Raw genomic sequence first — 20,694 nt, forward strand, 5'->3', positions numbered from 1 at the left:
CGTCGGTCGCGGGCTTTGTGGCAGTGTTGGCAGGAGAGGGAAAAAGGCTGCCCCGGGAGACGGGGCAGCCGCTGCGTATTAACGGATGTTAGCGCAGGTCAGGCAGAAGGCATAGCGATTCTGCGGGTCGTTAAACGCCGCCAGCTTGTCGCTCTCCGCTTTCACCGTCTCGGCCGCCGCGGCGACCGGCGCAGGCAGCCAGGCCTGAATGGCCGCCGGCAGCGAGGCGCGTACCGAGCCGGTCAGGCTATCCAGCATCATCGAGAAGAAGGTCGGCTCTTCCTGATAGTAATTGAGGTGCCAGGTTTTCAGCTTCGCCAGCTCGGCGGCTTTGGCCACCGCGTCGTCGAAGTCGCCGAGGCTGTCGACCAGGCCGTTGGCTTTAGCATCTTCCCCGGTCCAGACGTGGCCCTGGGCGATCTGGTCGATTTTCTCCGGCGTGCTCTTGCGGGCGTTAGCCACCAGGGTGATAAAGCGCTGATAGCCATTCTCAATGCTCAACTGCATCAGCTGCTGCACTTCCGGCGGCAGCGCTTTGGTGCTGGAGACATCCGCCAGCGGCGACGTGGCGACGCCGTCGGTGTGGACGCCAATCGACCCGAGGGTATTTTCCACGGTGTTGATCACCCCAAAGATGCCAATGGAGCCGGTGAGGGTGCTTGGGTTCGCCACGATGTAATCCGCTGGGGTGGAGATCCAGTAGCCGCCGGACGCCGCCATGCCGCCCATCGAGACCACTACCGGTTTACCGGCGGCTTTGGCTGCCGCCAGCTCTTCACGAATGATTTCCGAAGCGGTTACGCTGCCGCCCGGGCTGTTTACGCGCAGAACGATGGCCTTAATTTTCGGATCGAGGCGCGCATCGCGAATTTGCGCTGCGGTGGTGTCGCCGCCGACGTTGCCCGGGGTCTCTTCACCGTCCATGATGGCGCCGTTGGCGAAGATTACCGCGATGGCGGAACCCTGGTCAGACGGCGTCTTCACGTTGTAGTCGTAATAGCTGATCGCCCGGTAATTGTTATCCGCTTTGCTCCAGCCAAACTGTTTGGTCAGCGCCTTTTCCACTTCCGTGGAGGTCGCCAGCTCATCCACCAGCTTATTGTCCAGCGCATATTTCGCCGTATCGCCGCCCACCTTACGCAGGCCATCGATAATGCCCTGGGCGCCCGGGAAGAGCTGCTGGGCGGTGATCTGGCGGTTGGCGGCAATGGTGTTGAGGTAGTTCTGCCACAGTTCGCCAATCCAGCGGCTATCCGCTTCACGGGCGGCAGGGGACATATCATCGCGGATGAATGGCTCGACGGCGGATTTATAGGTGCCGACGCGGAAGACATGGGTGGAGACCTTCAGCTTATCCAGCAGCGATTTGTAATATAGCCCGTTGGTAGCGAAGCCGTGCAGGTCTACCTCGCCCTGCGGCGAGAGCCAGATTTTGTTGGCGAAGCTCGCCAGGTAGTACTGGCCCTGGCTGTAGCTGCTGCCAACGGCATACACCGGTTTGCCGCTATCGCGGAATTCGCGCAGCGCTTTGCCGATGTACTGCATGGATGGCTGGTCGCCGCCGACGAAGTTTTTCAGATCCAGCACAATACCGGTGATATTGCGGTCATCCTTCGCCTGGCGAATGGTCTGCACGATATCGAACAGGGAGTTCTCCTGCAGACGGTCCGAGCTGGCGCCAAACAGCTGGCGGCCAATCACGCCGAGCTTGCTGCTGGCGGATGGTTTATCCACCACCACGCCGGTAATATCCAGCAACAGCGCGCCGCGCGCGGCATGTTCGCTGGTGGTGCTGCTGAACTGGCTCCAGATGCCGATACACACCAGCACCAGCACCAGGAAGATCGCATTGAGGGCCAGTTTGCGAATAAAGTTGAGTATCCGCCACGTCCATTTAAAAAAGCTGGCAATCAGTCGCCAAAGGGTTCGCATGTCTTCTCCCTAACGTTATCTAAAAAGGGCAGGCCGCAGGGGCCGCCGCGTCTGGCTATCCTAAAGAGTGAGCCGTCGGTTGTCAGCAGGAATCACCGACCGCGCTGTAACAAAATCCTTGTGCATGTTAATTTTATGAAAAATGACATCACAGGAGTTATACAGATGGATGCTCTCGATCTACTGCTTAATCGCCGCAGCGCTTCCCGCCTGGCGGAACCTGCCCCGGCGGGCGAACAGCTGGAAAACATTCTGCGCGCCGGGCTGCGCGCCCCGGATCATGGCACCCTGCAGCCGTGGCGCTTCTTTATTATCGCCGATGACGGCCGCGAGCGCTTCAGCCAGTTGCTGGAAAAAGGGGCCAGAGAGGCCGGCCAGGATGAGAAGGGAATAGAGAAAGCCCGTAATGCGCCGTTCCGCGCGCCGCTGATTATTACCGTGGTCGCGCGCTGTGAAGACCACCCTAAGGTGCCGCGCTGGGAGCAGGAGATGTCCGCTGGCTGCGCGGTGATGGCGATGCAGATGGCGGCCCTGGCTCAGGGATTCAACGGTATCTGGCGCAGCGGAGCATTGACCGAGAGTCCGGTGGTGCGGGCCGGCTTCGAGTGCCGCGAACAGGATAAAATTGTCGGCTTCCTCTATCTGGGGACGCCGCAGCTAAAAGCCTCAACCACCATTGCCCTGCCGGATACCGCGCCGTTTGTGACGCGATTCTGAGTCAGCGTGTGTTATGCCGGGTGGCGGCTGCGCCTTACCCGGCCAACGCATCCGGCTCTGATTGTCTGTAGGCCCGCGCAAGCGCATGGACTGCACCCCAAAAGTTGGACACCCAACTGAGTAAGGTGCAATTTTATGGCTAAACCAAAGTATTCCCCTGAAACAAAACTGGCTGTGGTTAATCATTATTTGTCCGGTAAAGACGGAGAACAGAGTACAGCCGACCTTTTTGGTATTGAAAGAACATCTGTCCGTCGCTGGGTCAGGGCATGGCAGTTCCACGGTGCAGAAGGCCTGACTGCAAAAAATAATCATTATTCCGATGAATTTAAACTCGTGGTCGTCCGGGCGGTTATCAGTGACCGCCTGACGATGCGTGAAGCGGCTGCCCGGTTTAATCTCTCCGCAGAAATACTTGTCCGGCGCTGGCTCGACGTGTACAACGATGCCGGAGCGGAAGGTCTTTTAAACATGCAATGCGGACGGCCCGGACAAATGACAAAGCCAAAAATATCCCACCACTGACAGATAAAGAGCTGGAAAAACTCTCCCCCGAAGAGCTCAGGGCCGAACTGCGTTATCTGCGGGCAGAGAATGCCTATCTAAAAAAGTTGAAAGCCTTGGTTCAGAGCGAAAAAATGGCAAAAAGCCCTGATAATCAGTGAACTAAGGCATGAACACGCTCTGCGGGACCTTCTGCGGGCGGCCGGTATGTCCCGTAGCACGTGGTATTACAATATGAATGCACTGAAGCAAGGGGACAGATATGCGGGTCTTAAAGAGAACATCAGGAAGATATACCACTATCACAAAGGTCGTTATGGCTACCGCAGGATCACGCTCGCACTGAGAAAACAGGGGCTGCGGATAAACCATAAAACAGTGCAGCGGCTGATGGCAGAACTGTCACTCCGGTCTGTGATAAGGGCGAAAAAATATCGTGCCTGGAAAGGGAGAACGGGCGAGGCCGCGCCCAATATCCTGAGCCGGAATTTCGGTGCGTCAAAAGCCAACGAAAAATGGGTAACAGATGTGACAGAGTTCCCGGTACAGGGAAAAAAGCTTTACCTGTCGTCAGTTCTCGATCTGTTTAACCGGGAGGTTATCGCCTACAGCCTGTCGGAAAGGCCGGTGATGGAGATGGTGAATACGATGCTGGACGGTGCGTTCCCGAAGCTCAGACCGGGAGATGCTCCGCTGCTGCACTCGGATCAGGGCTGGCATTACAGGATGAGGAGCTATCAGGAACGTTTAAAGGCGCATGGGATGACGCAGAGTATGTCGCGTAAAGGAAACTGCCTGGATAATGCAGTGATGGAAAACTTCTTCGGGACCCTGAAATCGGAGTGTTTTTATCTGAGGGAGTTCAGGAGTGTCAGTGCGCTAAGAAAAGCCGTAGAGGACTATATCCATTACTACAACAACGAGCGGATAAGCCTGAAATTAAAAGGCCTGAGTCCGGTAGAGTACCGAACCCAGGCTCTGAGAGCCGCTTAATATGAACCATCCAACTTTATGGGGTCAGTCCAGCAGCGCCGCCGGGCAAGGACAGCGGGCACGGAGCCGATTTTTGTGCCGGGTGGCGGCTGCGCCTTACCCGGCCTACGTTCGTACGACCTGTCGTTAATTTATTCACTTTTCTTGCTGAAACTGCCGGTGCTGACGGCCTCAAAATCGCTGAGACGTTCCCGGAAGGCCGGGGCAGCCCGCATGGATGCGGGCTGAGGGCCGTGTTTTGCAGGGACGCTGCCTCGGCCCGACCCGAAGCCTGCAGGGATAAGTCGAAGGGACCGCGCAGCGGCGATTTTGCTGGCCGGAGCCCGGGGGTACAGGGGGCGGCGGCGACTGGCCGCCCCCTGTGCGCTCCCGGCGCCATGAGTGACATAACGCAGACGATTAACCGGGAGCGCAAACTACGCTGAAGCCACAGATAACATAAACAACCACACTGCAGTGCTTCCCCTCACCCTGGTCCTCTCCCGGAGGGAGAGGGAACCGTCCGGCTGGCCGCGCAAGCGCAGCGCCGCCGGGCGATGGCAGCAGGCTCGGAGCCGCATCTATGCCGGGTGGCGGCTCGCGCCTGACTCGGCCTACAACCCCTACCATTCGAATCAATCGCGGTTTTTGTAGCCCGGACAAGGCGCGCCAGGCGCCGCATCCGGGAATGCAACGGCGATGACGTTACTTCTGCCTTTTCGCGAATTCGTCTTTGGCTTTCTGCAACTGCTGCTGGAAGGCCGGGTTGGTGTGCAGCGTAGCGACCACCGCGGAGCCGACGATGCGCGCCGCATCGACATCGCTCTGCCAGTGATAGCCGCAGATCACCCGGCTCTCGCCGAGCTCATAGCCGCGCTTCAAAATTTCGTTTTGCCGCTGCGGGTTGATCTCCGCCAGCACCAGGGCGGTGGCCCAGCCGATAGAAGTATGCCCGGACGGGTAAGAGCCGTTTTTCGCCAGCTTGTCCTGTTCGGTGGTGTTGCAGGTGGAGACGCCATAGAACGCAAACGGGCGAATGCGCATGTATTTCTCTTTCGCGCTGCGGGTCGCCAGGTCGCCGGCGTCTTCAATCATATTGGTCAGCAGTTTGTGAAGCTGCGGCGCGTCTTTCTCGGTAATCGGCGAACCAAAGGCGCTGGAGAAGGCGTTGGCCACGCCGCCCGCGCTGAGGTTGGCATCCTCTGCCGCCAGCTTCCCGCGCTCGGTATTGCGCAGCAGACGTCCTTGCTCATACATCGCCTGATCGTTTAAAAATGCGATACTGCCCACCGCCGGCGGTGGTGGCAACAGCGCCAGGCTGTCGATGGCCTGGGCATTGGTCAGATAGTAGAGATCGGGCTTGGTGGTGACATCGTTCCCGGGGGGAACCAGAGCAAAGGCGTTAACGGAGAAGAAACTGGCCAGGCAAAGGGCAAGAACACGCTTTTTCATTAGAATTTCCTTACGTCATAATCATTCCAGAGAAGACAGTCCTGTGCTGTCACATTTCTGTCATCTTTAAGTAAAAGTGAAAATGGTCGGGAAAAAATTGTCGCGTCTCGCAAAAACGGCTTTTTGTCTGCTTAATGAGCAACCATACGCGATTTCAGACTGTCGTACTTACCACCCTGGCGTTTGGGCGCTAACATAGCGGGATTGCAATGACAGGAGATGTCCATGAGCGAGCAAGCCATTCGTTTAACGCAATACAGCCACGGAGCCGGTTGTGGTTGTAAAATTTCCCCGAAAGTGCTGGAAACTATCCTGCATAGCGAGCAGGCGAAGTTTGTCGACCCAAACCTGCTTGTCGGCAACGAAACCAGCGATGATGCCGCCGTTTACGATCTCGGTAATGGCACCTCGATCGTCAGCACCACCGATTTCTTTATGCCGATTGTCGATAACCCGTTCGACTTTGGCCGCATCGCCGCTACCAACGCCATCAGCGATATTTTCGCTATGGGCGGGAAACCGATTATGGCGATTGCCATCCTCGGCTGGCCGATCAACACCCTGGCGCCGGAAATCGCTCGCGAAGTGGTGGAGGGCGGGCGCTTTGCCTGCCAGCAGGCGGGGATCGCGCTGGCGGGCGGCCACTCCATTGACGCCCCGGAGCCGATCTTCGGTCTGGCGGTCACCGGCGTGGTGCCCACCGAGCGCATCAAGAAAAACAGCACCGCCCAGGCGGGTTGCAAACTGTATCTTACTAAACCGCTGGGGATCGGCGTACTGACCACTGCAGAGAAAAAATCGCTGCTCAAGCCAGAGCATCAAGGGTTAGCGACGGAGACCATGTGCCAGATGAACCTCGCCGGCGCCGCGTTTGCCGCCATCGACGGGGTGAAGGCGATGACCGACGTCACCGGCTTTGGCCTGCTCGGCCATCTCAGCGAGGTGTGCCGCGGGGCCGGCGTGCAGGCGCAGCTGCGCTATGCCGATATCCCAAAACTGCCGGGGGTGGAGGACTATATCGCCGCCGGCGCGGTGCCGGGCGGCACCGGGCGCAACTTTGCCAGCTACGGCCATCTCATGGGCGAGATGCCGACGGAGTGGCGGGATCTGCTGTGCGATCCGCAGACCTCCGGCGGTCTGCTGCTGGCGGTGACCCCGGAGGCGGAGGCGGAAGTTCAGGCCGCCGCGGCGGAGTTCGGCATTAAGCTGGCCGCCATCGGCGAGCTGGTGACCGCCCGCGGCGGGCGACCCATGATCGAGATCCGTTGATTCGATGCGGTTGTTTATTGCAGAAAAACCGAGTCTCGGTCGGGCTATCGCCGATGTGTTGCCTAAACCGCACCGCAAAGGCGATGGCTATATTGAGTGCGGCAACGGGCAGGTGGTCACCTGGTGTATCGGCCACCTGCTGGAGCAGGCGCAGCCGGACATCTACGACAGCCGCTATGCCCGGTGGAATCTCAACGATCTGCCGATTGTGCCGGAGAAATGGCAGCTGCAGCCAAAGCCCTCGGTCACCAAACAGCTGAATGTCATCAAGCGCCTGCTCGGCGACGCCGAGGAGGTTATCCACGCCGGCGACCCGGACAGAGAAGGGCAGCTGCTGGTGGACGAAGTACTCGACTACCTGCAGCTGGCGCCGGAGAAGCGTCAGCAGGTGCAGCGTTGTCTGATTAACGATCTCAACCCGCAGGCGGTGGAGCGGGCGATCAACCGTCTGCGCGCCAACAGCGAGTTCGTGCCGCTCTGCGTGTCGGCGCTGGCGCGGGCCCGCGCCGACTGGCTGTACGGCATCAATATGACCCGCGCCTACACCCTGCTGGGGCGCAACGCCGGCTATCAGGGGGTGCTCTCGGTGGGGCGGGTGCAGACCCCGGTACTTGGCCTGGTGGTCCGTCGCGATGAAGAGATTGAAAATTTCGTCGCCAAAGATTTCTTCGACGTGAAGGCGCATATCGTCACGCCGCAGGAGGAGCGTTTTGTCGCCACCTGGGTGCCGAGCGAAGCCTGCGAACCTTACCAGGATGAAGAAGGGCGCCTGCTGCATCGTCCGCTGGCCGAGCATGTGGTTAAGCGCATCGAAGGCCAGCCGGCAATCGTGACCGGCTATAACGATAAGCGCGATTCCGAACCCGCGCCGCTGCCGTTCTCGCTGTCGGCGCTGCAGATTGAGGCGGCCAAACGTTTCGGTTTCAGCGCGCAGAACGTGCTGGATATCTGCCAGAAGCTGTACGAAACCCACAAACTCATCACCTATCCGCGTTCGGACAGCCGCTATCTGCCGGAAGAGCACTTCGCTGGCCGCCATGCGGTGTTGAATGCGATTGCCGTCCATGCGGCGGACCTGCTACCGCAGCCGGTAGTGGATCCGGAGATCCGCAACCGCTGCTGGGATGATAAAAAGGTCGACGCGCACCATGCGATTATCCCAACCGCCCGCAGCAGCCAGGTGAAGCTCACCGATAACGAAGCGAAGGTGTACACCCTGATCGCCCGCCAGTATCTGATGCAGTTCTGCCCTGACGCAGTGTTCCGCAAATGCCAGATTGATCTTGAGATCGCCAACGGCAAGTTTGTCGCCAAGGCGCGTTTTCTGGCCGAGGCGGGCTGGCGGACGCTGCTTGGCAGCAAAGAGCGCGATGAAGAGAACGACGGCACGCCGCTGCCGGTGGTGGCCAAAGGCGATGAACTGCTGTGCGAGAGGGGCGAGGTGGTGGAGCGTCAGACCCAGCCGCCGCGCCACTTTACCGACGCCACGCTGCTGTCGGCGATGACCGGGATTGCCCGCTTCGTGCAGGATAAAGATCTGAAGAAGATCCTCCGCGCCACCGACGGCCTCGGCACGGAAGCGACCCGCGCAGGGATTATCGAGCTGCTGTTCAAGCGTGGTTTCCTGAGCAAAAAGGGGCGCTATATCCACTCTTCGGAGGCCGGCAGGGCGCTCATTCATTCCCTGCCGGAGATGGCCGGGCGACCGGACATGACCGCCCACTGGGAGTCGGTGTTGACGCAGATCAGCGAGAAACAGTGCCGCTATCAGGACTTTATGCAGCCGCTGGTGGGGACGCTGTATCAACTGATCGATCAGGCGCGCAGCACGCCGGTGCGTCAGTTCCGCGGCCTGGTGGCGCCGGGCGGGGCGAAGAAGTCGTTCAGCAAAGGTAAAGGGAAGCCGAAAGGCAAAAAAGCGGCAGACGATACCGCGCCGCCGCCGCAGTAACCCGCCGGTGGTCGCGAGGATGCGTTATCCCGCGGCCACCGCTTCTCCGCCAGTCAGGCCAATGGTCTACACTAAACAGCCGGGAAGAGCCTGGACGCGGGGCCCCTGAGCAGGGGATGCCCGCTGCGCTTTTCCTGATGCCGATGCCCCATTTCTCTCACAGGCGATAAGGAGGACCCGTGAAATATATTGCTATCAGCCAACCGGGCGGCCCGGAGGTATTGCAGATCCGCGAAGGGGAGATTCCCACCATCGGGGAGCATGAGGTGCTCATTGAGGTGAAGGCGGCGGGCGTCAACCGGCCGGATATTCTGCAGCGCCAGGGTCTGTATCCCATGCCTGAGGGCGTCACCCCCGTGCCCGGCCTCGAGGTGGCGGGCGTGGTTGTTAAGGTCGGCGCGCAGGTCACAGCGTTTACGCCCGGCGATCGCGTTTGCGCGCTGACCAACGGCGGCGGCTATGCCGAATACTGCGCCGTGCCGGCAGGCCAGACGTTGCCGATCCCGGCGGGCCTCAGCTTTAGCGAAGCGGCCGCCATTCCGGAAACCTTCTTCACCGTCTGGGCGAACGTTTTCCAGCTGGGTAAGCTGCAGCCTGGCGAAAGCATTCTGGTCCACGGCGGCGCCAGCGGGATTGGCACCACCGCGGTCCTGCTGTGCCACGCGCTGGGGATGACCGTCTATGCCACCGTCGGCCAGGACGAAAAAATTGCTGCGCTACGTCCCTATGCTACGGCGATTAACTACAAAACAGATGATTTTGCCGAGAAAATCGGCCAGCTGACCAACGATGAAGGGGTGGACGTCATTCTGGATATTGTTGGCGGCCCTTACTTTAACCGCAACCTTGGGCTACTGAAAAAGGATGGACGACTGGTCATCATCGGCTTTATGGGCGGGCGAATCGCTCATGAGGTTGATATTCAGACTCTGATGCTCAAGCGAGCCACCGTCACCGGCTCGACCATGCGCGGCCGGACGCCAGCGGAGAAACAGCAGATTGCCGAGGCGCTGCGCCGCCACGTCTGGCCGCTGCTTGAGGCAGGGAAATGCAAGCCGCTGATCTACGCCAGCTACCCGATGGCGGAGATTGCCGAGGCCCATGCCTGTCTGGACAGTGGTCAGCATCTGGGGAAAGTGGTGATCACGATGACGTCGTGAGACGCATCCCGGCGGGCTGCCGCCGGGATGGAGTTAGGGGAGGTTAAATCACGCCCTGGGCCAGCATAGCATCTGCAACCTTCACGAAACCGGCGATATTCGCGCCGCGCACGTAGTTGGTCTGCTTCGCTTCGCCGCCGTACTGCACGCAAGCGTGGTGGATATCCAGCATGATGTGATGCAGGCGGGCATCCACTTTTTCCGCTTTCCAGCCCATGCGCGCGGCGTTCTGCGCCATCTCCAGACCGGAAGTCGCCACGCCGCCGGCGTTGGCCGCTTTGCCCGGGGCAAACAGCACGCCAGCTTCCAGGAACAGGTCGGTTGCGGCGATGGTGGTCGGCATGTTGGCGCCTTCCGCCACGGCCTTGACGCCATTGGCAATCAGCTGGCGGGCGGCATCGACGTCCAGTTCGTTCTGGGTCGCGCAAGGCAGGGCAATATCCACCGGCACTGACCAGGGCTGCTGGCCTTCAAGATAGGTGAGGCCAAATTCGCGGGCGTAATCGGCCACACGGCCGTGGGCACGCTCTTTAATGTCGATCAGGCGGGCCAGTTTTTCTTTGGTGAAGCCCGCTTCGTCAACGACGGTGCCGTTGGAGTCGGAGGCCGTCACCACCCGCGCGCCAAGCTCCATCGCTTTCTCAATGGCGTATTGCGCAACGTTGCCGGAGCCGGAGACCGCCACGCGAGCGCCTTCGAAGCCGAGGCCGTGACGTTTGAGCATCGCTTCGGTGAAGTAGATCAGGCCGTAACCAGTGGCTTCCGGACGGATCAAGCTGCCGCCAAAGGAGAGTCCTTTACCAGTGAAGACGCAGGCGCTGTTGTTGGAGAGCTTGCGCATCATTCCGGCCATAAAGCCGACTTCGCGACCGCCGACGCCGATATCGCCCGCCGGTACGTCGGTATCCGGGCCAAGGTGGCGATAGAGTTCGGTCATCAGCGCCTGGCAGAAACGCATCACTTCGCCATCGCTCTTGCCTTTAGGATCGAAATCGCTGCCGCCTTTCCCGCCGCCCATCGGCAGAGTGGTCAGGGCGTTTTTGAAGGTCTGCTCGAAGCCAAGGAATTTGAGAATCGACAGGTTAACCGACGGGTGAAAACGCATCCCGCCTTTATACGGGCCGATGGCCGAGTTGAACTGCACGCGCCACGCGCGGTTGACCTGGACCTGATTGCGGTCGTCCACCCACACCACGCGGAACTGGATCACGCGCTCCGGTTCCACCAGACGTTCCAGCAAAGCAAGCTGACGATAGCGCGGATTTTCCTCAAGGAAAGGCCACAGGGTGGTCATCACCTCCCGGACGGCTTGAGCAAATTCGGTTTGATGAGGATCGCGCTGTTGAACGCGGGTGAGAAAGCCTTCCAGAGTGCACGTCTGATCCATAGATATCAGTTCCCCTTATGGTTGTGGTTGCATGTATTTATTATGATTCGGTCCTTGAAAAAACCGATTTTCCGACTATAACACCGCTAATCCTTAGGCAAGCAAGGAAAAATTGAGCCGACAACAAAATTTATAATTGCCCGCTCGTCATAACTAAAAGCGATGACGAGGCGGCGGGCGGATCAGCGGACGGAAAGGGTGGGGCGCTGGGCGATAAAGGCGTGCAGCAGAGGAATATCGGCCGGGGCGAGATCGAGGGCCAGCGCTTCTGTGGGAAGGCACCAGCGCAGCTGAGTGTGATAGTGGGCCAGCGGCGTGCCCTGAAAGTACGGCACCCACCAGGCGTGCAGATGGATCCGGCGGCCGGAGACCTCCCGCTGATGACTGGCGATATAGCAAGCCGGGCGGGCGATGATGCCCATCTCCTCCTGCAGTTCGCGGGTCAGCGCCTGCGGCTGGCTTTCACCCGGCTCCACTTTGCCGCCGGCGAACTCCCACATCCCCGGCTGGTCGGCGTGGGGCGGACGCTGCGCCAGCAGAATCTGGCCATCCTGTTCAATAATGGCGGCGACAACATCAATCATTTTTAGCATAAGCATCAAGGTTAATAAGACGAATATGGCCTATTATCACCGCCATAGACCGTAACTGACAACCGCCAACCCTGCTGGAGACCTTCGTGCTTGATAGCCACCTGCATCCGCGCCTTAAACCCCTGCTAAACGCTGTCGCCGGCGCCCTTGACCGCCCCGGCATCTCACCGGACGGGCTGACGCTGGTCGGTTTTGCCATCGGCGTGCTGGCTCTGCCCTTTCTGGCGCTGGGGTGGTATGGCGCGGCGCTGGCGGCCATTCTCCTTAACCGCCTGCTGGATGGCCTGGACGGCGCTCTGGCGCGGCGGCGCGGGCTCACGGACGCGGGCGGCTTTCTCGATATTGCGCTGGATTTTCTCTTTTACGCCCTGGTGCCGTTCGGCTTTATTCTGGCGGATCCGCTGAACAATGCCCTGGCAGGCGGCTGGCTGCTGTTTGCCTTTATCGGCACCGGCAGCAGCTTTCTCGCTTTTGCCGCCCTGGCGGCCAGGCACCAGATCGCCAATCCCGGCTACGCCCATAAATCGCTGTACTATCTCGGGGGACTGACGGAGGGGACGGAGACCATCCTGTTGTTTGTCCTCGGCTGCCTGTTTCCGGCGCATTTCGCCTGGCTGGCGTGGCTGTTTGGCGCGCTGTGCTGGCTGACGACGGCGACGCGCATCTGCAGTGGCTACCAGACCTTAAAGCGGGTAACGACCACAGCGTAAACGGGGTATCGCGCGTCGCCGACAAAGGGCGACGCGCTGAGGCGGGGCGAGTTACTGACTGCTTTCCGGGCCGCGCTCTCCGCGGGCCACCGGATTGTGCGGGTTGCTGCTCCATTCGTACCAGCCGCCGTCGTACACCGCGACGTGCGGCCAGCCCATGGCGCGGGCATACATAAAGGTTTCCGAGGCCCGCCAGCCGGTCCCGCAATAGAACGCCACTTGCTGGCTCGGCAGAATGTTCCACTGGCGCCACAGGGCAGCGATATCGTCGGCGCTGCGCATGGTGCCGTCCGGGTTATGGAAATCCTCCATGTGCGTGGAGTCGCTCCCGGCGTGGCCCCAGCGGGCGCCAGCGATGTCGCCCTTCGGCTTGATATAGCTGTAGCCGCTGGTGGTGCCGATAAACTCCGGCCATGAGCGGACGCTGACCAGCGAGGCGTCCTGACGATGCAGCAGCCCGCGGGCTTGTTCGGTATCCAGCATCAGCTGCGGCTGGCCGGGGATCGGCGCGCCGAAATCAGGCGCCGGCTGCTGCGCCGGCGGCATACCGCGCTCTACCGGCAGCCCGGCGTCGGACCAGGTCTGCCAGCCGCCGTCAAGCAGGCGCACGTCTTTGACCCCGGCGTACAGCATGATCTGCGCCACCCGCGCTGCGGCGTAGACGTCGCGACCATAGAGGATCACCGTGGTGTCATGCCGGATGCCGTGCTTCGACAGCATCGCCTTCAGCTGCGCGTCGGACACTTTATTCCACAGCGGTTCGCTCTCCACCTCATTGGTATCGATATAGCCCGCGCCAGGGATATGGCTCAGCAGATAGAGCTTCGGCGCTCCCCAGGCGGCTTCAAACACTTTCCAGTCGCCTGCCGGGGCGGCGGCGACCGCTTTCCCTTGCTGTAGGTCGTGCAGCCACTGGGGGTAGACCAACTGTTCAAAGTGCGGCAGTTTTTGCAGACGGTCGGTCTGGCTCAGCGCATCGCTCAGGGTGCTGAGCCGGGTGAAACCCGTTTGTTTCAGCCGCGCCGCGACGCTGGCGTTATCCTCCGGGCTGCCGTACAGCGCGATGGGGGTATCGGACTGGAGCTGGTGCTGCTTAGCCCAGGCGCGGAGCTGATCGTCGCTCATGGCGCCGAGCCAGCGGGCGGAAAGATTGAGGGCCTGCGGCTCATGGCCTTCCGGGCCGTTGGCGCGCTGCGGCCAGCCGTTGTAATAAGCGCTCAGCCGGGTGTCGATGGCCACGCCGTGCTGCTGTTGCAGGTGGGAGAGAGTGAGCGCTGGCATGGTTTCAGCGGCGCAGGTAGTGGAAGCAGCAAGCCCTATGAGCAGGGCGAGTGCGGTCAATTGAGAAACACGTTTCATCGAAATGCCCGACGGTAAAAAGTGGAGGGCGTATTCTCCACTCGCCAGGCGCCGATTTCTTTGCGGTAACGCAGGTTTGCACGCTATTGTCCTTCATTGCCAGCGCTCCATCGCCAGGCAGCGCCCCGTCGGCGGGCAGTCCTCGCGATCGTGGGTCACCAGGATCGCCGGAATGGCCTGGCGGGCCAGTTCTTCAAAGACCCAGCGGCGGAACCCGGCGCGCAGGCTGGCATCCAGGCGGCTGAAGGGCTCATCAAGCAGCAATGCCTCGGGGCGCGCCAGCAGGGCGCGCAGCAGGCTCACCCGCGCCCGCTGCCCGCCGGAGAGCGTGGCCGGATCGCGCGGGGCGAAGCCCGCCAGCCCGGCGCGGCTAAGCGCTTCCTCCACCGCGGTTTTTCGCGCCTCGCCGCGCACGTTCTCCGGCAGCGCCAGCTGTAAATTTTGCCCGACGCTGAAATGGTCGAACAGTAACGGGTCCTGAAACAGAATGCCGATGCGCCGCTGCTCTGTCGGCAGCGTATCGCAACGCCGTTCGTTGAGCCAAAGCTCGCCTCGGGCGCGAAAATCGCCGGACAGGGCGCCAATCATCCAGGCAAACAGCGTTGATTTCCCGCTACCGGAGGGGCCCATCAGCGTCAGCACTTCCCCCGGGGCTACCGAAAAGGCGACCTCCCGCAGCAGCGGCTGGCGTCTCACGCTCAGGGTCAGATGGTTTACGGTTAGCACTAGCGAAGTCCTCGTCGATAGCGGCCTGCCAGCCAGGCCAGCAGAGCAGTCAGGGTAAAGCATACCGCCGGCAGCAGTAATTGCCACAGCGCCTGAGCGGCGAGCGTCTGCGCCTCGCCGCCGCTGCTGAGCGCCACCGCCTGGCTGGTGAGCGTCGGAATTCGGCCAGCCCCCAGCCATAGCGTTGGCAGATACTGCGCGATGCTCACTGAGAAGCCCACCGCCAGGGCGGTCAGCAGTGGGCGAGTTAGCGAAGGCAGGGTCAGCAACCAGAAAATACGCGTGGATCCCCAGCCGAGCGTGCGGGCGACAACCGTCAGACGCGGATCGCGCTGGCGCCAGGCCGGGCGCAAAATAAACAGCATCCATGGCACCACCCACAGCAGATGGCCCCACAGGACGGTCCGCCAGTCACCGTCAAGCCAGGCGTACAGCGCCAACCGGTACTGGCCGTCGGCCAGCGGCAGGGCCGGCAGGACCAGCGGTAGCCAGACCCAGCCATCGCCTCGCGCCGGGCCGCAGGCCAGCCACAGCAGGCAGACAGCCGCGCCGAGGGCGCAGGCCGCCAGCGCCAGCCCAAGGCTGTTGCCGAGGGCATCCATCTGCGGCGGCGCCGAGCGCGCCAGCCCCGCCAGCAATAGCGCGCCCAGCAGACCGCTCAGCGGCAGCAGCGCCGCCAGCAGGCGGCCGGGCAGGGCATGAGGATGCGGGTGACGAACACCGCGCAGATCGGGCTGGTACTGGCGCTGTAGCCGCCATCCGCCCCAGGCGACCAGCGCCAGCCCGCCGAGGATCGCCATCAGCAGCAGGCTGGCCAGCGCCCCTTTGGCCTGCTGCAGCTCATCGCCCTGGCTTAACCATTGCCACGCCAGCACGGCGAGGGTGGGCGGATTGCCGGGCCCCAGCACCAGGGCGACGTCTACCGCCGACAGGCTCCAGGCGGTGGTGGCCAGCAGCACCATGCCGAGGGCGGGCAGCAGGGCGGGCAGCACCAGCCAACGCAGGCACTGCCAGCGGCCGTAGCCGAGGCTCTTCAGGGCGGTCGCCTGGTCGGCGAGGCGTTTCTCTCCCAGCAGGCCATAGATCACCCACAGCACAAAGGCGCTCTCTTTCAGGGCCATCGTCAGGCCAAGCCCGATGCCGTACCGGTCAACCGGCGGCGTCAGAAACGGCAGCCGCTGCCAGAGCCAGCCCCCTTCGGCGAACAGCAGCAGCGCCGCCGTCGCCAGGGCGAGATGGGGCACCGCCAGCAGCAGCGGCAGACGGGAAGCCAGCCGCCGCCAGCGGGCCGAAGGCCAGAGGGCGGCGACGATGGTCAGGGCGATCAGCAGCGCGCCGCCGACGGACAACAGCGTGGAGACGAGGGTGGCGGCCAGCGCCTGGCCCAGCTGCGGGTCGGCGAACAGCGCACGCCAGTGGGCCGGGGAGCGCGCAGCGCCCACCAGTTCCCCGGCGGCGGGGAACAGCGGCAGATAGATCGCCGCCATCGCCCCCCAGGCCAGCAGGATCAGTGTGTACCGTAGCGGCGCAGCCATTCCTGCTCCAGCGCGTCAACCCATGCCGCGTGAGGCTCAGCAAGCACCGGCGGCAGATCCTGCGGCAGGGCTGCCGCCAGCGCCTGGCGCTGGCCGTCAGGCAGACGCTGCGGATCCAGTACGCTCGGATCGCCCCAGACGGCGGCATCGGCCTTGCGCAATTGCGCCTCAGGGGAGAGCAGGAAATTGGCCACTACTTTGGCGCCAGCGACAGCGCGGGCGTTAGCCGGGATGGTAACGAAATGGACGTTGCCGAGGGTCCCCGCGGTAAAGCCGAAGCTGTAGCTGTCCGTCGGTAATTCGCCGCTGGCGGCTTTCTGCCGGGCGTGCAGCGGGTTAAACGTCAGCGACAGGCGGAGGGTGCCCTGGTTGAGCATGGCGTCCATCCGCGCCGGCGACGCCGGGAAATCCTTGCCCGCCCGCCACAGAGCCGGGTGCAGCGCATCGAGATAGCGCCACAGCGGGGCGGTGACCGCCGCGAAGGTCGCCGGCTGCGGCGGCTGGCGCAGGGCGGCTGGCTGGTCGGTGAGCGCGATCAGCAGTTGCTCCAGCAGGGCGGTACCGGTGAAGTCCGGCGGCCGCGGGTAGGTTACGCTGCCCGGATGGGCTCTGGCGAAGGCCAGCAGGGCCTGCGGGCTGGTGGGCGGCTGCGGCGTTTGCCCGCGGCGGGCGATAAACGTCAGCTGGGCGCTGCCCCACGGCGACTCCGCGCCCTCGGTGGCGACAGAAAAATCTTCCCGTACCGGCTTTTGCTGATCGACATAGCACCAGTTGGGCAGCGATTCGGCCCAGCCGGTGAGCAGCAGATCGGCCTGCTTAAGCGTGCGAAAGTTTTCGCCGTTGATCCACAGCAGATCCACTGACCCGCCCTGGCGACGACCGGCCTGCGCCTCGGTCTGGATGCGTTTCACTGCGTCGGCGGCGTCGGCGACAGGCACAATACGCAGGTCGATTGCGTAATAGCGTTTGACCTCTTCGCTGACCCACGCCAGATAGCGATTGACGGCCGGGTCGCCGCCCCAGGCGTTAAACCAGACGGTCTGTCCGCGGGCTTCCGTCTGAATCTGCCGCCAGCTGTCGTCGGCATTAACCGCCAGCGCCCAGAGCAGCAGCAGGCACAGACAGAGGCTGTAATCACGCAAACGGCGCATCGTTACTCCTTATTCTGCGAGGAAGAGGTGGGTATCTGGCACAACCCCTGAGCCGGGATCGCCATCGCGGCATTGAACCGCGCTGATAAATTTTGCAGGCCGATCAGGGCGGTCAGCTCGGTGAGCGCCCGGGCGTCAAAATGCGCGGCCATCGCGCTACGCAGGGCATCATCCACCGCCGGCGGCGTCTGGGTGGCGGCTTCGGCATAGGCCAGCGCCAGGCGCTCTTTTTCGCTGAACAGCGTACTGCTGCGCCAGTCGGCGACCGCCAGCAGCTTGTCCTGGCTACCGCTCCGCGCCGCGAGGATCATGCTGGTGATATCGATACAGAATTCGCAGTGGCACAGCTGGGCGATGCGGGCGCTGACCAGCGAGCGCAGCACCGGATCCAGCGGCGAGCGGCGGCGTTCAATATAGCCCACGAACAGCGAAACCAGGTAAAACAGCCACGGGATCCGACCCCACCAGCGAATGGGGCTCAGCACCTGGCCGTAATGCCGGCGGTGCAGCCACGCCTGCGGACGAAGGATCAGGGGGACAGAATCCAGCGGGGGTAAGCTCATGGCGACGATCTCTTATGACGTTCACGGTAAATATTTTTGGCGATAGAGATGACCACCGCCAGGGCAAAAAGCAGCGAAAGCCCGGTGACCAGCCAGAAGGTGCCCCCGGTGAGCAGACTCCCGGCCCAGGAATAAACGATAGTCGCCGGGAGCTGGCCCACGCCGGTGGCCAGCATAAAGGGCCAGAAGCGCAGCGAGGTTAGTCCGGCGGCATAGCTGACCGGGTCAAACGGGACAAACGGCAGCAGGCGGCAGACCAGGATCGTCTGCGGGCCAAAGCGGGTGAAATAGCCGTCGGCACTGCGCAGCACCGCGCGGCCGGTGAGTTTCTCCACCACTTCGCGCCCCAGCGCTCTGGCGATGCAGAAGCAGAGCCCGGCCCCGACCATAGCGCTGAACCACGACAGCGCCCCGCCCCAGAAGGCGCCGAACAGGGCGGCGTTCGCCAGGGTAATCAGGAAAGCCGGCAGCGGAGCGACGATCGCCTGGAGGATCATCAGCGCAAATGAGACCAGCGCGGCCTGCGGCCCCCAAGCGGCGATAAACCCTCTGACCTGCTGCGGATCCAGGGAGGCTAACGCCGTCAGACTCTGCTGCAGAAAGGTACGCCCGCCAGGGAACCACAGCCAGGCGGCCAGAGCGGCGGCGACCACGACGGCAAGGGCCAGCCGGGCGCGGCGCAGGTGACGGCGATCAGGTTGGGTCATGGCGCACCTCCTCACTGCACGCCGCCACGCGACGGGCGCGGGCAAACCGTTTGCCTATCTGCACCAGGGCAAACAGCAGCCCGCCGGCGAGGCTCAGTTTTAGCGCGAAGGCGAGGGTCACCCCCTCGCGGGCCAGTTCGCTGGCCATCACCGAATAGATGACCAGACCCGGCAGGGTGGTCACGGCCGAGATCAGGGTAAAGGGCCAGAAGCGGATCGCCGTCAGGCCGTAGGCGTAATTCTGAATATTGTAGGGAAAGAGCGGCACCAGGCGGGTGAGGATCAGGAAATCGCAGCCACTGCGGGCGATACCGCGCTCAATCGCCTGAAAGACGGTGGTATGGCCCACATAGCGCTGCAGCAGATCGCGCCCAAGCCAGCGGGCGATTAAAAACGACAGCGAAGAGGCGAGGGTGGCGGCGGCAAACGAGAGCAGGGAGCCTGTTAGCGGGCCGAAGAGCATCCCGCCGGCGATCACCAGCAGGCTGCCGGGGATCAGACACAGGGTGGCAATGATAAACAGCGCAGCATAGACCAGATATCCCCAGGCGCCCTGATGGCGGAGGGTGTCCTGAAGCAGATGCAGATGAGTCAGCAGATCGTGGAGACCGACGCGGTGGCTGATAACGGCCAGCGTGGCCACCAGCGCGAGAAGTCCCAGCCCTTTACCAATGGCCGGATGACGGCTTCTTTTGCATGAGAGGTGCTCCTGTACAGTCTGGACGCAGTGGACATCAAAAAGTGCGCGCGACAGTATCCTGTTCCGACGACCGTCACAATGGTTTACCGTCGCTTTGTTGATTTTGCTCAGGAAATTCTGCCCCCCGCACAGCGGGAGGCGAGAGAAGGGCGTGAATTATGGCCGGAAGGTGGCCCACACCGGCGCGTGGTCGGACGGTTTTTCCATCCCGCGGATCTCGTAATCGATCCCGGTTTCCACGCAGCGCTGCGCCAGAGGCTGGCTGGCCAGCAGCAGATCGATGCGCAGCCCACGGTTATCGTCGAAGCCTTTGGAGCGGTAATCAAACCACGAGAAATGCTCATGATTGTCGGGGTTAGCCTGACGCCAGGTATCCACCAGGCCCCAGCCCAGCAGGCGGTCCATCCATTCCCGTTCTTCCGGCAGGAAGGAACATTTGCCGGTGCGCAGCCAGCGTTTGCGGTTCTCTTCACCGATACCGATGTCCAGATCGGTAGGACTGATGTTCATATCGCCCATGATCAGCACCGGATTCTCTTTGTTGAGCTCGGTCTCCAGATAGTTCTGCAGATTCTGATAGAACGCCGCTTTGGCCGGGAATTTGGTTTCATGATCGCGGCTTTCACCCTGCGGGAAATAGCCGTTAATCACTGTGACGTTGCCGAAGGGCGACGGGATCTCCGCCATAATGATGCGGCGCTGAGCCTCTTCGCCATCGTCCGGGAAACCGCGGCGGACGGCAATCGGCGTCTCTTTGGTCAGCAGCGCGACGCCATAATGGCCTTTCTGCCCGTGATAAAAGACGTTATAGCCGAGCCTGGCAACCTCTTCGAGAGGGAACATGTCGTCGTGAACTTTGGTTTCCTGCAGGCCAATCACGTCCGGCTGGTGTTTTTCGACGATGGCGGCCAGTTGGTGTGGGCGGGCACGCAGGCCGTTGATATTAAAAGAGACGAATTTCATAGTCGCTGCCACTGTGCAAGGTGAATAGTGCAGGGATGGTAGCAGAAATTCGCCAGGCTGGCTGCCACCGGATGCGTCATTCTGCCAATCGCTGCGCATGAGCGTGCCGTGGGTGCCCCTTTTGCGGGCATGCCGCGCCAAAAAAGGGCAAATAGATACGATAAATTTCGCAGAGGATCACAATTACAGAATTATATCTTACCGTTGCATAATGTATCTTCTTTAATCACTGTTTATCCCCCTTTGTCGGATACTTATTCACTAAATATGCATTTTATGTGAATAGCGTTCGGCTGTAACTCATTGATTCCGCGTTATCTCATCCGATTTATGCATTTTTATC

The 20,694-nt window shown here is 61.8% G+C and carries 17 protein-coding genes and 1 pseudogene; 6 read left to right on the top strand and 12 right to left on the bottom strand.

Translation table 11 applies throughout. The features are described 5' to 3' along the window. Positions 1-78 precede the first annotated feature (78 nt). The gene (gene sppA, locus DR88_RS16380; RefSeq protein ID WP_004179393.1) at positions 79-1,932 is read right to left on the bottom strand and encodes a signal peptide peptidase SppA; all 1,854 of its coding nucleotides are present in this window, start codon (positions 1,930-1,932) and stop codon (positions 79-81) included. Positions 1,933-2,097: 165 nt separating this feature from the next. Between sppA and DR88_RS16375 the strand changes: the two genes are divergently transcribed. Together DR88_RS16375 and DR88_RS29770 are read left to right on the top strand one after the other, a co-directional pair. Then, positions 2,098-2,649, top strand: a complete 552-nt coding sequence (locus tag DR88_RS16375) for an NAD(P)H nitroreductase (protein ID WP_004176531.1) — start codon at positions 2,098-2,100, stop codon at positions 2,647-2,649. 135 nt (positions 2,650-2,784) lie between these two features. Further along, positions 2,785-4,146, top strand: a pseudogene (locus DR88_RS29770) (IS3-like element ISKpn1 family transposase). A gap of 684 nt (positions 4,147-4,830) precedes the next feature. Here the strand turns inward: DR88_RS29770 and phoC are convergent. Beyond that, a complete protein-coding gene (gene phoC, locus DR88_RS16365) occupies positions 4,831-5,577 on the bottom strand; it encodes an acid phosphatase PhoC (RefSeq protein ID WP_002901387.1) in 747 nt (248 codons plus the stop codon). 225 nt (positions 5,578-5,802) lie between these two features. Between phoC and selD the strand changes: the two genes are divergently transcribed. The 3 genes from selD to DR88_RS16350 all read left to right on the top strand — a co-directional run bounded on the left by selD (position 5,803) and on the right by DR88_RS16350 (position 9,957). After that, on the top strand, positions 5,803-6,846 hold the full coding sequence (gene selD / locus DR88_RS16360; protein WP_004176528.1) for a selenide, water dikinase SelD: 1,044 nt from the start codon (positions 5,803-5,805) through the stop codon (positions 6,844-6,846). Positions 6,847-6,850: 4 nt separating this feature from the next. Next, complete coding sequence (locus DR88_RS31285) at positions 6,851-8,797, top strand: DNA topoisomerase III (protein WP_004148065.1); 1,947 nt, start codon at positions 6,851-6,853, stop codon at positions 8,795-8,797. 179 nt (positions 8,798-8,976) lie between these two features. Continuing rightward, entirely contained in the window at positions 8,977-9,957 is a 981-nt protein-coding gene (locus tag DR88_RS16350) for an NAD(P)H-quinone oxidoreductase (RefSeq protein WP_004148066.1), read from the top strand. A gap of 43 nt (positions 9,958-10,000) precedes the next feature. On the opposite strand, the gene gdhA is transcribed toward DR88_RS16350, so the two are convergent. Both gdhA and DR88_RS16340 read right to left on the bottom strand, forming a co-directional pair. Further along, entirely contained in the window at positions 10,001-11,344 is a 1,344-nt protein-coding gene (gdhA, locus tag DR88_RS16345; protein WP_004176526.1) for an NADP-specific glutamate dehydrogenase, read from the bottom strand. 182 nt (positions 11,345-11,526) lie between these two features. After that, on the bottom strand, positions 11,527-11,937 hold the full coding sequence (locus tag DR88_RS16340) for a pyrimidine (deoxy)nucleoside triphosphate diphosphatase (protein WP_025862271.1): 411 nt from the start codon (positions 11,935-11,937) through the stop codon (positions 11,527-11,529). 86 nt (positions 11,938-12,023) lie between these two features. Between DR88_RS16340 and DR88_RS16335 the strand changes: the two genes are divergently transcribed. Further along, positions 12,024-12,647 carry a CDP-alcohol phosphatidyltransferase family protein gene (locus DR88_RS16335; RefSeq protein WP_002901398.1) on the top strand — a complete coding sequence of 208 codons (624 nt, stop codon included), beginning with the start codon at positions 12,024-12,026 and terminating at the stop codon, positions 12,645-12,647. 51 nt (positions 12,648-12,698) lie between these two features. Here the strand turns inward: DR88_RS16335 and DR88_RS16330 are convergent, their stop codons facing one another. From DR88_RS16330 to xthA, 8 genes are all read right to left on the bottom strand, one after another. After that, positions 12,699-14,006, bottom strand: a complete 1,308-nt coding sequence (locus DR88_RS16330) for a sulfurtransferase (RefSeq protein WP_004148070.1) — start codon at positions 14,004-14,006, stop codon at positions 12,699-12,701. Between the two features lie 93 nt (positions 14,007-14,099). Beyond that, a complete protein-coding gene (locus tag DR88_RS16325) occupies positions 14,100-14,732 on the bottom strand; it encodes an ATP-binding cassette domain-containing protein (RefSeq protein WP_004148072.1) in 633 nt (210 codons plus the stop codon). Then, the gene (locus tag DR88_RS16320; RefSeq protein WP_004148074.1) at positions 14,732-16,267 is read right to left on the bottom strand and encodes an ABC transporter permease subunit; all 1,536 of its coding nucleotides are present in this window, start codon (positions 16,265-16,267) and stop codon (positions 14,732-14,734) included. Before DR88_RS16320 ends, DR88_RS16325 begins: the two co-directional genes overlap by 1 nt. Continuing rightward, positions 16,240-17,418: an ABC transporter substrate-binding protein gene (locus DR88_RS16315; protein WP_004148077.1), complete on the bottom strand. Its 1,179-nt coding sequence runs from the start codon at positions 17,416-17,418 to the stop codon at positions 16,240-16,242. Before DR88_RS16315 ends, DR88_RS16320 begins: the two co-directional genes overlap by 28 nt. Positions 17,419-17,420: 2 nt before the next feature. Then, entirely contained in the window at positions 17,421-17,981 is a 561-nt protein-coding gene (locus DR88_RS16310; protein WP_004209923.1) for a carboxymuconolactone decarboxylase family protein, read from the bottom strand. Beyond that, complete coding sequence (locus DR88_RS16305) at positions 17,978-18,688, bottom strand: TVP38/TMEM64 family protein (protein WP_032443851.1); 711 nt, start codon at positions 18,686-18,688, stop codon at positions 17,978-17,980. The genes DR88_RS16310 and DR88_RS16305 overlap by 4 nt, the downstream gene beginning before the upstream one ends. Then, on the bottom strand, positions 18,675-19,331 hold the full coding sequence (locus DR88_RS16300) for a TVP38/TMEM64 family protein (protein ID WP_004140389.1): 657 nt from the start codon (positions 19,329-19,331) through the stop codon (positions 18,675-18,677). Before DR88_RS16300 ends, DR88_RS16305 begins: the two co-directional genes overlap by 14 nt. 213 nt (positions 19,332-19,544) lie before the next feature. After that, positions 19,545-20,351, bottom strand: a complete 807-nt coding sequence (xthA, locus tag DR88_RS16295) for an exodeoxyribonuclease III (RefSeq protein ID WP_002901486.1) — start codon at positions 20,349-20,351, stop codon at positions 19,545-19,547. Between the last annotated feature and the right edge of the window lie 343 nt (positions 20,352-20,694).

Origin of the sequence: Klebsiella pneumoniae (assembly GCF_000742135.1) — a bacterium.
In the GTDB taxonomy this organism is placed as follows: Bacteria; Pseudomonadota; Gammaproteobacteria; order Enterobacterales; family Enterobacteriaceae; genus Klebsiella; species Klebsiella pneumoniae.